The organism is Pseudomonas sp. 1121_17 (assembly GCF_052850745.1).
This window is the reverse complement of sequence record NZ_VXCX01000009.1, coordinates 1-14,579: the sequence shown is the minus strand read 5'-3', so window position 1 is coordinate 14,579 and position 14,579 is coordinate 1. Positions and strand designations below refer to the sequence as shown.

The window sequence follows — 14,579 nt, the reverse complement described above, 5'->3', positions numbered from 1 at the left end:
ATGGGGCTTATGAATTAGAGACTGCTGAACAGCGGGAAAGTCCCCAGCAGCAGTGCGCCGAGCATTATGCACATGCACACCAGCACTGCCCACTTGAGCGTGAAGCGCTGATGATCACCAAACTCGATGCCGGCCAGCGCGACCAGCAGATAGGTCGAGGGTACCAGCGGGCTGAGCAAGTGCACCGGCTGGCCGACGATCGACGCGCGGGCCATTTCCACCGGGGTGATGCCGTAGTGGCTGGCCGCTTCGGCCAGCACCGGCAGCACGCCGTAGTAGAAGGCATCGTTGGACATGAAGAAGGTGAACGGCATGCTGACGAGGGCGGTGATCACTGCCAGGTACGGGCCGAGTGCGTCCGGGATGACCGCCAGCAGGCTTTTCGACATGGCGTCGACCATGCCGGTGCCGGACAGAATGCCGGTGAAGATACCCGCGGCGAAAATCAGCCCGGTCACTGCCAGCACGCTGCCGGCGTGGGCCGCAATGCGGTCCTTCTGCTGTTGCAGGCATGGGTAGTTGACGATCATGGCGATGCTGAAGGCAACCATGAACAGCACTGGCAGTGGCAGCAGGCCAGCGATCAGCGCGACCATCAGGGCCAAGGTAAGGGCACCGTTGAACCAGATCAGCTTCGGCCGGCGTGCTTCAGGGAACTGCGACACACTGATAGCGCTGTGGTCGATGTCGTCGGTCGGCAGGTGAAGTTCACCCAGGCGAGCCCGCTCACGCTTGCCGTACATGTAGGCGATGACCAGAATCGCCACCACGCCGAAGGCCATGGCCGGGATCATCGGTACGAAGATGTCGGACGGGTCTACATGCAGGGCACTAGCGGCGCGAGCGGTCGGCCCGCCCCATGGCGTCATGTTCATGACCCCGCCCGCGAGGATGATCAGGCCGGCCATGATCCGCGGGCTCATGCCTAGGCGGCTGTACAGCGGCAGCATGGCGGCGCAGCAGATCATGTAGGTGGTTGCACCGTCGCCGTCGAGCGAGACCACCAGGGCCAGCACTGCGGTGCCGACCGAGACTTTCAGCGGGTCACCCTTGACCGCCTTGAGGATCAGCCGCACAGCCGGGTCGAACAGGCCGGAGTCGATCATCAGGGCGAAGTAGAGAATGGCGAACATCAGCATCACGCCGGTTGGCGCGAGCTTGGTGATGCCTTGCAGCATCATCGGGCCGATTTCGGAGGAGAAGCCACCGAACAGGGCGAACAGGATCGGTACCAGGATCAGCGCGATCAAGGCCGACAGGCGCTTGGTCATGATCAGGTACATGAAGGTGATGACCATGGCAAAGCCGAGGAAGGTCAGCATGGCAGTACTCCAGGCGTGGCGCGACGAATGAAAAAAAAATGCTTCGGGCGGATCAGCGCGTGGGGCGCTGTGCTTGGAATAGCCGGAGGGGCACTGCTAAGAGGCGGACACAGGAAGACATCAGAATCACCATTGTTGTTGTTGATTGGGCCGGGTGCGGACTGGTCCGGGTACCCTGGCTGACCGGTCTTGTGCCGGTAGTGGGGGCTATCCTATGAGCGCAAGCTTTCAGCCAGCTTTCGCTGGCGCCAAGGTGACGGGAGGTAATCATGTCTGAGTTTGTCGAGGGCGGCTGCCATTGCGGCGCCATCAGGTATCGCTTGGCGGGCGATCTGAACGATGTTGCGCATTGCCATTGCTCGATCTGCCGGCGCGTCAGCGGTGGCCTGGTAGTGACGTGGATCACTTTACCCAGGCGCGACTTTCAATGGCTCAAGGGGCGGCCGCGGCTGTATGTGGCGCCTGCCAGTTGCAGCCGGTTTTTCTGTGGCGATTGTGGCGCGCACTTGGCGCTGAGTACCGAACACAGCCCGCAGAGTATCGATGTGACTGTGGCAACTCTGGATCAGCCGGAGCGGGTCCAGGCCAACCGGCATATCTGGACCAGCAGCCGGTTAGCCTGGCTGCATCTGGATGAACAGTTGCCGGAAGAAGCCGAAGAAGCGCTGTAAGCCGCCGTTGCTGGCAACGGCAGCCTAAGCCTCAGGGCAGTTGCAAGCCGCCGGCCGCCTTGTGCAGGGCGCGCAGGTGTTCACCGATCTGCTTGACGTTGGCTTCCACAGCTTTGATCTCCTTGCCGCGCGCCGGGTCGAGCAAGGCGCGGACTTCGGTATCGAGGTCGGTGCTCAGGCGCAACAACTGCGCCTGCCGCTCACGGCTGACCTGCTCCAGCTGTTTACGCTCGTCGGGCTGCGGCAAGCCGTAGCCATCGGTGCCCAGCAGCTCTGCCGGGCGGCTGAGGAAGCCGCTGTTGGCCAGCATCTGCTGCAAGGTGGCGTTGGCCTTGTCGACCGTGCCGTCCTTCAGCGCGGTGGAATTCAGGTAACGCTGCTTGACCTCGTCCTGGGCCAGCAGCAACTGCCGGCGCAGCGCCGCTTGTTCGAGCAGCAGCAATGCCGCGCTGGTGCGCAGATCGGCCCGCTGGAACCATGGCTGGCGCTGTTCGGCATCTTGCGCCAGCCAGTCTTCAACCTCGACCTGCTTGACCGGCAACTGCTTTCTGAGCACGTCGAACATGGCCTGGTAGCGGTCGCGGTAGGAGTCGAAGCGATAGCCCAGGCGCAGTGCCTCGCGGCGGTCCTCAAGCACGCTGGTGTCGGCCAGGCCGCGGCCTTTGAGCACCTCGAGCAAGCCGTTGGGCATGATGTTGTCGAGGTCTTTCAGGCGCGGGTTGGCGCTGCCGCTGCGCAGCAATTTGAGGCCTTCGACTGCGCAGTTGTTGGACAGGAACCAGTAGTTGCCGTCATAGCTCCAATGCATCTCTGCCGCCTGACGCACGACGTTTTCGACTTCAGTGCGGCTGAGTTTGAGCGGCACCGAGGCAAGGCTGCGCAGTTCGGTCTTGGTGTACTCGTCGATCACCTGGTTCAGCGGCAGAACGAACAGCCGTGACGGATAGGCGCCGACCAGGCCGGACCAGCTGGACAGCTGCACGTCGTTGACGAAGGCGCGGTACGACAGCACCAGGCTCTGGTCCAGATCCAGCCGGCAATCCGGGCCACGTGGCCGGCCCGGTGCGCAGATCACCAGGCGCAGCATGCTGTGGCCCCAGCGGCTGACCAGGTTCTGGTTGGCCTCGGCCAGCAGGTAGTCGATTTCGTAGACCCGCTCGGGGTCGATTTCACCCAGCGGCTGGCGGGCGAAGTCATTGCCGGCATTGATGAATGGCAGGGTTTTCGCGCATTCGTTCTGTTGCGGCGCCCAGGCAAAGTGCTCCCGCAGGTACTGATTGAGGGCCGGCCGGCGGCAGCCGTAGCTTGGGTCGAGGAGGAAGTACTCCATGTTAACCGCCACGTACTCCTTCGGGCTGCTCAGCTCATAACTGTCGGGGCTGCGCACCAACTGGTTGTTGTGTTGCTCGCGCTCGCCGCGGCGGCCTACATACTGCGGCCAGCCGGCCAGGTCGAGCAGCCGTGGGTCATCGCTGAGGGTGAAGCGACGTTCGCCTTCGCCGCGGCACTCCTCTGGCAGGCCGATCTTGCCCAGCGTGTCTTGCTGGCGCTTGCAGCGGTTGATCAGCAGGCGATCGACGCTGGGCCACAGGCGGGCGCGGTCATAGATATGGGTGAGTTCGTGGAGAACGGTGGCCAGCAGCTCTTGGCGTACCGTGCCGTGCGGCCGGCCGGTGGCTTGGCTGGCCGCGCTGCCGTCGGCAAGCGCGGGCAGCAAGCGCCGGTTCAGGTCAAGCGTGGACACCAGCGAGGCCTGGCCATAAGCGTCGGCGGGCATGTGCTCGCTCCAGCTGACCTGCACGCGCCGATCCAGCCGCTGCTTGAACCGCGGCGGCAGCTTTGCCAGCGCTTCATCAAGCAGCGCCTGGGTCGCTTGCTGTTGTTGCTGGTCAAGCCCGTCGGCCTGCAGATCGAGCTGCAGGTCGGCCAGCGCGGGCGCGCCCAGCAGCGTCAGGACGCTGCCCAGCAGCCAGGCACGCATACGCTTCACAGCGCGAGAATAGCTTCGGCGAGCACCTGATCGCTGGCGTCGCGTGCTTCAGGCACACGCTGGCGAATGGTATTGAGTGCAGATTCAAGCTGTGCACCGCGAATATCACCGCGGCTGGCAACGAAGCTGGCGGCGTCGTCGTGGGCATCCTGAACGATCTTCGAGTCGCGGATCGAAGTGGTGGTGTCAGAAGTGAAATCGATCGAACGGCCAAAGGCGCGGACGATGATATTGCTGGTAGCCACCAGAGTCTGTGCATGGGCCAGGTCGGCCAGGAGCAGCATGCCGAGGGAAGCGGCGATCAGCGATTTACGCATGGAGCATCTCCAAACTAATACAGGGAGTCGAATTGAATCATTGGACGAGAATTGCTTCTGCCAGTTCAAGGTCGTCAGCAGATTGATAGCCAGCATGATGGCGCAAGGTGTGCAGTGCCGCCTGCAGGCGTACACCACGGATCAGACCGTCGGTGGCAACAAAGGCTGCGGCATCATCACGGGCCTGAACCATCAGCTTGCGATCGAACGGTGCGCTGGTCACCTTGCTGGTGACGTAGCCAGTGACAACCAGGCTCTGGGTCGAGACGTCCATGGCATGGGCGCTGCCCATTCCGGCGAGGGCAATCAGCAATGGCGAAAGATAACGCATGGGCTTGGCAGGCTTGAACTCGGAGGGCGAAGGCTAACCCGAATACACGGCGCAGAGCCAGTGCATCCGGGTGTGCCGCAGGGCGGTTTTACAGGGCGAGGATCGCCTGCGCTAGTTGGGCATCACTGGCCTGCAGGGTTGGCGCCTGCTGGCGGATGTGACGGAAAGCGCTTTCCAGCTTGGCGCCACGAATCACACCTTCGCTGCCAACAAAGCTGGCGGCATCGTCGCGCGCAGCCTTGACGATCTTGTCGTCACGGAATGACGAAGTTACGTCGGAGGTGGCATCGGTAGTGGCAGCAACGGCGCCGACTACGGCATCGGTGGTGACGATGAAGCTGGTGGCATTGGCTGTGCCAGTCAGGGTCAGCAACAGGGCGGCGCCCAGCAAGTGGTTACGGGACATGGCGATGACTCCTGCAGATAAGGGCGGTGTGCTTGTGGTTATCGGACGCTCACTCGGCCTGTAACGGTACTTTATTTCACCGGCCGTTAACGCAAGCGTATCACGCGTCGCTGTTTCTGGATGTGACGCAGCGTACGCGCGAACTGTACCGGTATAAACCGAAGATCCTTAAATTGTACTGGTTGTCGAGATATGGGGTTACGTATCAGCCGTTAAAACAAAAAACCCGTCACAGTTACCTGTGACGGGTTTCAGGAATTCACGGTGCCGGCCTGGGCCAGCAAGCCGGAGCTTAGCGCCAGAACGGCTTGCTCAGCTCTTCGTAACGCTGCGACTCGCTGATACCGGCGTCAGCCAGAAGGCGACCATCCAGGCGAGCAAGTTGACGGCGGCTGGCAATGCGACGCTGCCACAGGAGCAGAGTGGACAGAGCGCGCAGAGGCAGCGAGGTGTTGGATTGGCTGTTGCTTTCAAAAACCAGACCGGAACTGAGGGTGCGTTCCATGATATGTCTTCCTTCCGCTTGTGGCGGCATTAGGTAGTGATTTAACTGATGCCAATGATCCTCCTCTTGTGTCCATAACAGTAGGTACAGTTCACCTGTATTGGGCGGGTTCAGTTAACTGCATAACACGACTGTTGCACTGTTAATTGGCGAAACTGTACTGGTGAGCATCATTATGGTGCATTAATGGCTGCTAGGGCTGCTTGGCTTGCCGATTTGGCCAGTATTTACCGGTACACTAGTACAATTTTTTTGAGTTGAAGCGCTCAAACTGTTTTGTTGCGTTTGCTTGCCAAGCACTCAGGTAGCACAAAGCCGCCTCGAGCACCTTCTGCCTAAGGCAAAAAGTACACGACGCGGCTTCGTAGGTGGTCAAACCAGCCTACTCATCTGCAGTCAGCCGACCAGCATGCGCCCGGTTTCTTCCAGGTTTTCATGCCAGCTCAGCGCTTCGCGCAAAATGTGCGGCGTGTGTCCGCCGCGCTGGCAGGCGCGCTCGAAGTAATCGTTCAGCGCCGCCCGGTAATCGGGATGAACGCAGTTGTCGATGATCACTCGAGCCCTCTCGCGCGGGGCCAGGCCGCGCAAATCGGCCAAGCCCTGCTCGGTGACGAGGATGTCGACGTCGTGCTCGGTATGGTCGACGTGGCTGACCATCGGCACTACGCTGGAGATCGCGCCCGCTTTGGCGATCGACTTGGTGACAAAGATCGCCAGGTGCGCGTTGCGGGCGAAGTCACCCGAGCCACCAATGCCGTTCATCATCCGCGTGCCGCAGACATGGGTCGAGTTGACGTTGCCATAAATGTCGAATTCGAGCGCTGTGTTGATGCCGATGATACCCAGACGCCGCACCACTTCAGGGTGGTTGGAGATCTCCTGTGGGCGCAGGACCAGTTTGTCCTTGTAACGCTCGAGGTTGCCGAACACATCGGCGTTGCGTCGGCTCGACAGGGTGATCGAGCTGCCTGACGCGAAGCTCAGTTTGCCGGCGTCGATCAGGTCGAAGGTCGAATCCTGGAGTACTTCGGAGTACATGGTCAGGTCTTCGAATGGCGAGTCGATCAGGCCGCACATCACCGCGTTGGCGATGTTGCCGATGCCAGCCTGCAGCGGGCCAAGCTTGTTGGTCATGCGCCCTGCTTCGACTTCACTCTTGAGGAAGTTGATCAGGTGGTTGGCGATGCCCTGGGTCTCGTCATCCGGAGCCAGCACAGTAGACGGCGAGTCGGGCTGATTGCTGATGACAATGCCGACGATCTTGGCCGGGTCGATGGCAATCGCCGGGCTGCCGATACGGTCGTCGACCTTGGTCAGCGGGATTGGCGTGCGGGTCGGCCGGTAGCTTGGGATATAGATGTCATGCAAACCCTCGAGGTTGGGGTTGTGCGACAGGTTGATTTCGACGATCACCCGTTTGGCGAAAATGGCGAAGCTGGCCGAGTTGCCCACCGAGGTGGTCGGCACGATGTGGCCCTGTTCGGTGATCGCGACCGCTTCGATGACGGCAATGTCCGGCAGCGGCAGCTGTTTGTTGCGCAATTGCTCGACGGTTTCCGACAGGTGCTGGTCGATGAACATCACCATGCCCTGGTTGATCGCCTTGCGCAGTGTGCTGTCGACTTGGAACGGCATGCGCCGGGCGAGTACACCGGCTTCGGTCAGCTGCTTGTCGAGGTCGTTGCCCAGGCTGGCGCCGGTCATCAGCGTGATTTTCAGCGGCGAGGTCTTCGCGCGCTCGGCAAGTGCGTGCGGCACGGCCTTGGCTTCGCCGGCGCGGGTAAAGCCGCTCATGCCGACGGTCATGCCGTCCTCGATCAGGGCAGCGGCATCGGCCGCACTCATTACCTTGCTGTGCAGGGAGGACAAGCGGATACGATCACGGTACATGGATTGTTATCTCAGGCTACTCAAGCTAGATGCGCAGTCTAGTGATTTCGCCCTGCTCCGTCCCACGACCATGGTCGTATGAGCGGTCTCGGCGTCGCGCCGTTGATCTGGATCAGGCAAATGCAAAAACCCCCGGTAACACAGCTCCGGGGGTTTTTGACTATCTATATAGCAGCGGCTTAGTCGACGGCTTTGACCATGTCTTCGATGACCTTCTTGGCATCGCCGAACACCATCATGGTCTTGTCCAGATAGAACAGCTCGTTGTCCAGACCGGCATAACCGCTGGCCATCGAGCGTTTATTGACGATGACGGTCTTGGCTTTGTATGCCTCAAGGATCGGCATGCCGGCGATGGGCGACTTGGGATCGTTCTTCGCCGCCGGGTTGACCACGTCGTTGGCGCCCAGCACCAGCACCACATCGGCCTGGCCGAACTCGGCGTTGATGTCTTCCATCTCGAACACCTGGTCGTAAGGCACTTCGGCTTCGGCCAGGAGCACGTTCATGTGCCCAGGCATACGCCCTGCCACCGGGTGGATCGCATATTTGACGGTCACGCCGTTGTGGATAAGTTTCTCGGTCAACTCCTTGAGCGCATGCTGCGCGCGGGCCACCGCCAGGCCGTAGCCCGGCACGATGATCACGGTGTCGGCATTGCTCAGCAGGAACGTCGCATCATCAGCCGAACCGGATTTGACCGGGCGTTGCTCCTGACTGCCGGCTGCTGCGCCGCTGTCGGTTGCGCCGCCAAAGCCGCCAAGGATGACGTTGAAGAATGAACGGTTCATCGCCTTGCACATGATGTACGAGAGGATCGCACCGCTCGAACCGACCAGCGAACCGGCGATGATCAGCATCGAGTTGTTCAGCGAGAAGCCGATACCGGCCGCGGCCCAGCCTGAGTAGCTGTTGAGCATCGATACCACTACCGGCATGTCTGCACCGCCGATAGGTATGATGATCAGCACGCCCATGATGAACGCCAGAATCAGCATCAGGGTGAACGCGCTGTAGTGCCCAGTGAAGGTGAACAGCAGGCCCAGAGCGATCGTGGTCAAGCCCAGGATCAGGTTGAGTTTGTGCTGGCCGGCAAACTGTACGGGTGCACCCTGAAACAGGCGGAACTTGTACTTGCCCGAAAGCTTGCCGAAGGCGATTACCGAGCCGGAGAATGTCACCGCACCGATGGCCGCGCCGAGGAACAGCTCCAGGCGGTTGCCGGTCGGGATCGGATCAGTGATCGCAGCAACGATGCCCATCGATTGCGGTTCAAGCACGGCGGTGATGGCGATGAACACCGCCGCCAGGCCGATCATGCTGTGCATGAAGGCGACCAGCTCAGGCATCTTGGTCATCTCGACGCGCTTGGCCATGATCGAGCCGGCAGTGCCGCCGATCAGCAGACCCAGCAGCACATAGCCGATACCGGCAGTGGCCAGCTCGGCGCCGAGCTTGTAGATGAGGCCCACCGTGGTGAGCATGGCGATGCCCATGCCGATCATGCCGAACAGGTTGCCGCGGCGTGATGTGGTCGGGTGTGACAAGCCCTTCAATGCCTGAATGAAGCAGACCGAAGCGACGAGGTAGAGAAGCGTTACCAGATTCATGCTCATGCTTACTTCTGCGCCTCGTTCTTGGTTTTCTTCTTGAACATCTCGAGCATGCGCCGGGTGACCAGGAAGCCACCAAAGACGTTGACCGCAGCCAGGGCCACGGCCAGGGTCCCCATGATCTTGCCTGCTGGGGTAACGGTCAGGGCGGCTGCGAGCATGGCGCCGACAATGACGATCGCCGAGATCGCGTTGGTCACCGCCATCAGCGGTGTGTGTAGTGCCGGGGTCACGTTCCAGACCACGTGGTAGCCGATGTAGATGGCCAGCACGAAGATGATCAGGTTGTAGATGCCGTGGGAAATCAACATGTCTTCCATAGCTGTGCTCCTTAACCGTTGTTGCGGATGACATTGCCGTCGCGGCACATCAGGCACGCAGCAACAATGTCATCTTCGAGGTTGATCACCAGCGCACCGTCCTTGTCGAACAGCAGCTTCATGAAGTCCAGCAGGTTGCGTGCGTACAGCGCCGAAGCATCGGCCGCGACCTGGGCAGGCAGGTTGGTCGGGCCGACGATGGTCACGCCATGCTCCAGCACGACCTGGTCGGCCACGGTCAGCGGGCAGTTGCCGCCTTGCGCTGCAGCCAGGTCGATAACCACCGAGCCGGGCTTCATCTGCGCCACGGTTTCGGCGCTGAGCAGGGTGGGAGCCTTGCGGCCCGGGATCAATGCGGTCGTGATGACGATGTCGGCCTGCTTGGCGCGTTCGTGCACGGCTTGCGCCTGACGCTGCATCCAGCTGGCCGGCATTGGTCGCGCATAGCCGCCGACGCCTTGAGCGCATTCGCGCTCTTCATCGGTTTCGAACGGCACCTCGAGAAACTTGGCGCCGAGCGATTCGATCTGCTCCTTGACTGCCGGACGCACATCCGACGCCTCGATCACCGCGCCCAGACGCTTGGCAGTAGCGATCGCCTGCAGGCCGGCGACACCGGCGCCCAGAATCAGCACGCGGGCGGCTTTCACCGTACCAGCCGCCGTCATCAGCATGGGCATGAAGCGCGGGTAATGATGGGCTGCCAACAGCACCGCCTTGTAACCGGCAATGTTGGCCTGCGACGACAGTACGTCGAGGCTCTGCGCCCGCGAAGTACGCGGCGCCGCTTCGAGGGCGAAGGCGGTGATCCCGCATTCGGCCATCTTGCCGATCAATTCGCTGTTGAAGGGGTTGAGCATGCCTACCAGCAGGCTGCCGCGATTGATCAGGGCCAGCTCCTGATCAGACGGCGCAACGACCTTGAGCACCAGTTGCGCGCCAAAGGCATCGGCAGCGCTGCCAAGGGTGGCGCCTGCGGCTTCATAGGCACTGTCCGGAATGCTGGCGTTAAGCCCGGCCCCCCGTTGGACGGTGACCTGATGGCCTTGGCCAACCAGCTTCTTGAGGGTATCGGGGGTCGCAGCGACCCGCGTTTCGCCCGTCTGCGTCTCGAGAGGAACACCAATGTGCACGACTTTTCTCCTGCGGACCTTCTTATCGTTATTTAAGCCAGCAGGCGCACGGTCAACACCGCAACGCCAGCGACGCAGCCATAAGGCTCGAACCCGCCGAATCCCGGGCGGGCGAAGCATTTTGCAGAGGAACACAGCGGCCATCAACCGATTCTGGAGTGATACCGATGTATAACTACAAGTCACCCTGTGACCGTATGTCGCAAGTAACCAGGCGGAAGCTCTCTAGCACGTGCCATTGGCAGATTAGGCGATAAAACGAATTATTTTTTGGTGATTTCGCAGCTAGCATGCTTGAGGTCGTAAAATACGCTGAAAGCCCCGTCTTTACTGGCTTTATAGCGATTTAGACAGCCAGCATTACAGTTTTCATATATGCGACATAAGAGTATATCTGTAGGTGTTTAAAATATCTGACTACAGGGTCAGCTTGTCGGTTTGCTGCTGTGCGTCTCTACGTAAATACGGGCTTGCTCTGCCAGCCAATCTCGGAATGCGCGCAGTGAAGCTGAAGCGACCTTGCGCTCGGGAATCATCAAATAGTAGGCCTTGGTGCTGGACAGCGCATGCCTGTTAGCGACCACCAGCCTGCCCTGCTGCAGCTCTTGTTGAATCAGGAATGGGGGAATCAGGGCGATGCCCATGTCATGCATGGCCGCCTGAGCCAGCATCGAAAACAGCTCATAGCGCGGACCGGTCATGTCGCGCTCGATGTTCAGTTCCAGGCTGCTGAACCATTGCCGCCAGGCGTAGGGTCTGGTGGTCTGCTGCAATAGAGGCCGCTCGGCGATCTGCTTAGCGCTCAGCTCCAGCTGGCCCTGCAGCAGTGAGGGGCTGCAGACCGGCAATGGGTTCTCGCTCATCAGTCGGTGCGACTCGGTGCCTGACCAGTCGCCATCGCCGAAATAGATCGCTGCGTCGAATGCGGTGTCGGCGAACAGGAATGGCCGGGTGCGGTTGGTCAGGTTGACGGTCACCTCGGGGTGACGCTGTTGAAAATCCTTCAATCTCGGCAGCAACCATTGGGTGCCGAAGGTTGGGACCACCGCCAACTCGATCACATTGGCGCCCTGCTGACGCATCACCGACAAGGTGTCGCGCTCGACAGCATCCAACTGAGTGCTGACCTGGCGGCTGTAAGACAAGCCAGCCTCGGTCAATTGCACCCCGCGCCTGGAGCGGCGAAACAGCTCGACGTTGAGAAACGCCTCCAGCGCAGCGATCTGGCGACACACAGCGCCTTGGGTCAGGGCCAGCTCGAGGGCGGCTTTGGTGTAGCTCTCGTGGCGAGCTGCTGCCTCGAAGCAGATCAGGGCGGTCGTGCTGGGGATCTTGCGCCGCATGTACGTCAACCTCACTTATATGTGCAGCAATTACGAATGCTGAAGATATACGGAGTGAAGGAATGTCACTAGTAGGTGCGTAATAGTCGTTTGTCGTGGCTGATGATCGGGCTTAGGATCATTCCATGACCCTACTGCCCTGCCCCCTATTCGAGGATTACGTCCATGGCCGGTAAAGCTAGCTTCAACTGGATCGACCCGTTGCTGCTCGATCAGCAGCTCACTGAAGAGGAGCGCATGGTCCGTGACAGCGCTTATCAGTTCGCCCAGGACAAGCTGGCGCCGCGCGTGGTCGAGGCGTTCCGCCATGAGCAGACCGACCCGAAGATCTTCCGTGAAATGGGTGAAGTCGGCCTGCTCGGCGCGACCATCCCAGAGCAGTACGGTGGCAGCGGCTTGAACTACGTGTGCTATGGCTTGATTGCCCGCGAGGTCGAGCGCATCGACTCCGGCTACAGGTCGATGATGAGCGTGCAGTCTTCGCTGGTGATGGTGCCGATCAACGAATTCGGCAGCGAAGCGCAAAAGCAGAAATACCTGCCCAAGTTGTCCAGTGGCGAATGGATCGGCTGCTTTGGCCTGACCGAGCCTAACCATGGTTCTGATCCGGGGGCGATGATCACCCGTGCGCGCAAGGTCGAGGGCGGTTACAGCCTGAGCGGCAGCAAGATGTGGATTACCAATAGCCCGATCGCTGATGTATTCGTGGTCTGGGCCAAGGATGACGCCGGTGATATCCGTGGCTTTATTCTGGAAAAGGGCTGGAAAGGCCTGAGTGCGCCGGCGATTCACGGCAAGGTTGGCCTGCGCGCCTCGATTACCGGCGAGATCGTCATGGACAGCGTGTTTGTCCCTGAAGAAAACATCTTCCCTGAGGTGCGCGGCCTGAAGGGCCCGTTCACCTGCCTCAACTCGGCCCGCTATGGCATCTCCTGGGGCGCGTTGGGCGCAGCCGAAAGCTGCTGGCACACCGCACGTCAGTACACCCTCGACCGCCAGCAATTTGGCCGCCCGCTGGCAGCCAATCAGTTGATCCAGAAAAAGCTGGCTGACATGCAGACTGAAATTACCCTGGGCCTGCAAGGCTGCCTGCGCCTTGGGCGGATGAAGGACGAAGGCACCGCAGCTGTCGAGATCACCTCGATCATGAAGCGTAACTCTTGCGGCAAGGCCTTGGAGGTCGCGCGACTGGCCAGGGACATGCTCGGTGGCAATGGCATTTCCGATGAGTTCGGCGTGGCGCGTCACCTGGTCAACCTTGAGGTGGTCAACACCTATGAAGGCACCCATGACATCCATGCGCTGATTCTTGGCCGCGCCCAGACCGGTATCCAGGCGTTCTATTAATAGAGGAGCCGGGCCATGGGTGCGCTTTCCCATCTGCGGGTGCTTGACCTTTCACGTGTACTGGCCGGGCCATGGTCTGGGCAGATCCTCGCTGACCTTGGCGCCGACGTGATCAAGGTCGAGCGGCCAGGTGCGGGTGACGATACTCGCGCCTGGGGGCCGCCCTTCCTCAAGGACGCCTATGGCGAGAACACCAGCGAGGCTGCTTATTACCTGTCGGCGAACCGTAACAAGCGTTCGGTGACCATCGACTTTACTCAGCCGGAGGGCCAGCGCCTGGTGCGTGAGCTGGCGGCCCGGTCGGATATCGTCATCGAGAACTTCAAGGTCGGTGGGCTGGCGGCCTATGGCCTGGACTACACGAGCTTGAAGGCGGTCAACCCCAGGCTTATCTATTGCTCGATCACAGGCTTTGGCCAAACCGGGCCTTATGCCAAGCGTGCTGGCTACGATTTCATGATTCAGGGGTTGGGCGGGCTGATGAGCCTGACCGGCCGGCCTGAAGGGGAAGCGGGTGCGGGGCCGGTCAAGGTTGGCGTAGCGCTGACGGATATTCTCACCGGGTTGTATTCCACCGTAGCGATTCTGGCCGCCCTCGCCCATCGCGATCAGGCTGGCGTCGGCCAGCATATAGATATGGCCCTGCTGGATGTGCAGGTTGCCTGCCTGGCCAATCAGGCGATGAATTACCTCACTACCGGCAATGCACCGCGGCGCCTGGGTAATGCGCACCCTAATATAGTGCCGTATCAGGACTTCCCTACCGCCGATGGCGATTTCATTCTCACCGTGGGTAATGACGGGCAGTTCCGCAAGTTTGCCGAGGTAGCTGGTCAGCCGCAGTGGGCGGATGATCCACGCTTTGCCACCAACAAGCAGCGCGTTGCCAATCGCGCTGAGCTGATTCCGCTGATCCGTCAGGCGACGGTGTTCAAGACGACGGCCGAGTGGGTTGCGCAATTGGAGTTGGCCGGCGTGCCGTGTGGGCCGATCAATAACCTGGCGCAGATGTTCCAGGACCCGCAGGTGCTGGCCCGAGGGCTGGCGCTGAGTATCCCACATCCACTCGCAGGTAGCGTGCCGCAGGTGGCTAGCCCGATTCGACTGTCCGAGACGCCGGTGGAGTATCGCCAGGCGCCGCCTCTATTAGGGGAGCATACCGAGGCTGTGCTGAGCGAGCTGCTTGGGTTGGATGAACAGGCAGTGCGGCAGCTGCGCGCGGCGGGCGTCCTTTAAGACTGTGCATGCTTCTGTAGGTGGCGTGCGCTGTTCATCACCTCTGTTACAGGAATATTGCAACGTGTTGAATTAGTGCTTGACGCATTCCTGTGAGCCCTTATAATGCGCCCCACTTCCAGCGTAGTTGGAGCGGAAAACTCCTTGAGTTTCAG

The 14,579-nt window shown here is 60.7% G+C and carries 14 protein-coding genes; 3 read left to right on the top strand and 11 right to left on the bottom strand.

All coding sequences use genetic code 11. The features are described from left to right. Positions 1-14 precede the first annotated feature (14 nt). Positions 15-1,322, bottom strand: coding sequence for a CitMHS family transporter (locus FW789_RS16565; protein ID WP_101322682.1), 1,308 nt, complete (start codon positions 1,320-1,322; stop codon positions 15-17). Positions 1,323-1,591: 269 nt separating this feature from the next. Here FW789_RS16565 and FW789_RS16560 point away from each other — a divergent pair, with 269 nt between their 5' ends. After that, a complete protein-coding gene (locus tag FW789_RS16560) occupies positions 1,592-1,993 on the top strand; it encodes a GFA family protein (protein WP_207072779.1) in 402 nt (133 codons plus the stop codon). 31 nt (positions 1,994-2,024) lie between these two features. On the opposite strand, the gene FW789_RS16555 is transcribed toward FW789_RS16560, so the two are convergent. From FW789_RS16555 to FW789_RS16510, 10 genes are all read right to left on the bottom strand, one after another. Then, positions 2,025-3,983 (bottom strand): DUF7844 domain-containing protein, encoded by a 1,959-nt coding sequence (locus FW789_RS16555; protein ID WP_207072778.1) that lies wholly within the window; start codon positions 3,981-3,983, stop codon positions 2,025-2,027. Then, entirely contained in the window at positions 3,980-4,300 is a 321-nt protein-coding gene (locus FW789_RS16550) for a DUF2388 domain-containing protein (RefSeq protein WP_103435412.1), read from the bottom strand. Before FW789_RS16550 ends, FW789_RS16555 begins: the two co-directional genes overlap by 4 nt. 37 nt (positions 4,301-4,337) lie before the next feature. Then, the gene (locus tag FW789_RS16545) at positions 4,338-4,631 is read right to left on the bottom strand and encodes a DUF2388 domain-containing protein (protein ID WP_103435411.1); all 294 of its coding nucleotides are present in this window, start codon (positions 4,629-4,631) and stop codon (positions 4,338-4,340) included. Between the two features lie 88 nt (positions 4,632-4,719). Continuing rightward, positions 4,720-5,037, bottom strand: a complete 318-nt coding sequence (locus tag FW789_RS16540) for a DUF2388 domain-containing protein (protein ID WP_101322676.1) — start codon at positions 5,035-5,037, stop codon at positions 4,720-4,722. Between the two features lie 292 nt (positions 5,038-5,329). Next, complete coding sequence (locus FW789_RS16535; RefSeq protein ID WP_101322675.1) at positions 5,330-5,542, bottom strand: DUF1127 domain-containing protein; 213 nt, start codon at positions 5,540-5,542, stop codon at positions 5,330-5,332. 396 nt (positions 5,543-5,938) lie between these two features. Next, on the bottom strand, positions 5,939-7,432 hold the full coding sequence (locus tag FW789_RS16530) for an acetyl-CoA hydrolase/transferase family protein (protein WP_103435410.1): 1,494 nt from the start codon (positions 7,430-7,432) through the stop codon (positions 5,939-5,941). 179 nt (positions 7,433-7,611) lie between these two features. Next, positions 7,612-9,048 carry an NAD(P)(+) transhydrogenase (Re/Si-specific) subunit beta gene (locus FW789_RS16525; RefSeq protein ID WP_101322673.1) on the bottom strand — a complete coding sequence of 479 codons (1,437 nt, stop codon included), beginning with the start codon at positions 9,046-9,048 and terminating at the stop codon, positions 7,612-7,614. Positions 9,049-9,050: 2 nt separating this feature from the next. Then, positions 9,051-9,365, bottom strand: a complete 315-nt coding sequence (locus FW789_RS16520; protein ID WP_101322672.1) for an NAD(P) transhydrogenase subunit alpha — start codon at positions 9,363-9,365, stop codon at positions 9,051-9,053. A gap of 11 nt (positions 9,366-9,376) precedes the next feature. Further along, positions 9,377-10,498 carry a Re/Si-specific NAD(P)(+) transhydrogenase subunit alpha gene (locus FW789_RS16515; protein WP_186701655.1) on the bottom strand — a complete coding sequence of 374 codons (1,122 nt, stop codon included), beginning with the start codon at positions 10,496-10,498 and terminating at the stop codon, positions 9,377-9,379. A 425-nt stretch (positions 10,499-10,923) separates the two neighbouring features. Next, positions 10,924-11,841, bottom strand: coding sequence for a transcriptional regulator GcvA (locus tag FW789_RS16510; protein ID WP_207072776.1), 918 nt, complete (start codon positions 11,839-11,841; stop codon positions 10,924-10,926). Positions 11,842-12,006: 165 nt separating this feature from the next. Between FW789_RS16510 and FW789_RS16505 the strand changes: the two genes are divergently transcribed. Together FW789_RS16505 and FW789_RS16500 are read left to right on the top strand one after the other, a co-directional pair. Then, positions 12,007-13,188, top strand: coding sequence for an acyl-CoA dehydrogenase (locus FW789_RS16505; protein ID WP_101322669.1), 1,182 nt, complete (start codon positions 12,007-12,009; stop codon positions 13,186-13,188). 15 nt (positions 13,189-13,203) lie between these two features. Beyond that, positions 13,204-14,424 (top strand): CaiB/BaiF CoA transferase family protein, encoded by a 1,221-nt coding sequence (locus tag FW789_RS16500; protein ID WP_446431766.1) that lies wholly within the window; start codon positions 13,204-13,206, stop codon positions 14,422-14,424. Positions 14,425-14,579: the final 155 nt, after the last annotated feature.

Excerpts from the sequence above, each read along its gene's own strand:
- FW789_RS16565 (WP_101322682.1), bottom strand. The coding sequence starts at position 1,322 with ATGCTGACCTTCCTCGGCTTTGCCATGGTCATCACCTTCATGTACCTG.
- FW789_RS16560 (WP_207072779.1), top strand. The coding sequence starts at position 1,592 with ATGTCTGAGTTTGTCGAGGGCGGCTGCCATTGCGGCGCCATCAGGTAT.
- FW789_RS16550 (WP_103435412.1), bottom strand. The coding sequence starts at position 4,300 with ATGCGTAAATCGCTGATCGCCGCTTCCCTCGGCATGCTGCTCCTGGCC.
- FW789_RS16545 (WP_103435411.1), bottom strand. The coding sequence starts at position 4,631 with ATGCGTTATCTTTCGCCATTGCTGATTGCCCTCGCCGGAATGGGCAGC.
- FW789_RS16540 (WP_101322676.1), bottom strand. The coding sequence starts at position 5,037 with ATGTCCCGTAACCACTTGCTGGGCGCCGCCCTGTTGCTGACCCTGACT.
- FW789_RS16535 (WP_101322675.1), bottom strand. The coding sequence starts at position 5,542 with ATGGAACGCACCCTCAGTTCCGGTCTGGTTTTTGAAAGCAACAGCCAA.
- FW789_RS16530 (WP_103435410.1), bottom strand. The coding sequence starts at position 7,432 with ATGTACCGTGATCGTATCCGCTTGTCCTCCCTGCACAGCAAGGTAATG.
- FW789_RS16525 (WP_101322673.1), bottom strand. The coding sequence starts at position 9,048 with ATGAGCATGAATCTGGTAACGCTTCTCTACCTCGTCGCTTCGGTCTGC.
- FW789_RS16520 (WP_101322672.1), bottom strand. The coding sequence starts at position 9,365 with ATGGAAGACATGTTGATTTCCCACGGCATCTACAACCTGATCATCTTC.
- FW789_RS16510 (WP_207072776.1), bottom strand. The coding sequence starts at position 11,841 with ATGCGGCGCAAGATCCCCAGCACGACCGCCCTGATCTGCTTCGAGGCA.
- FW789_RS16505 (WP_101322669.1), top strand. The coding sequence starts at position 12,007 with ATGGCCGGTAAAGCTAGCTTCAACTGGATCGACCCGTTGCTGCTCGAT.
- FW789_RS16500 (WP_446431766.1), top strand. The coding sequence starts at position 13,204 with ATGGGTGCGCTTTCCCATCTGCGGGTGCTTGACCTTTCACGTGTACTG.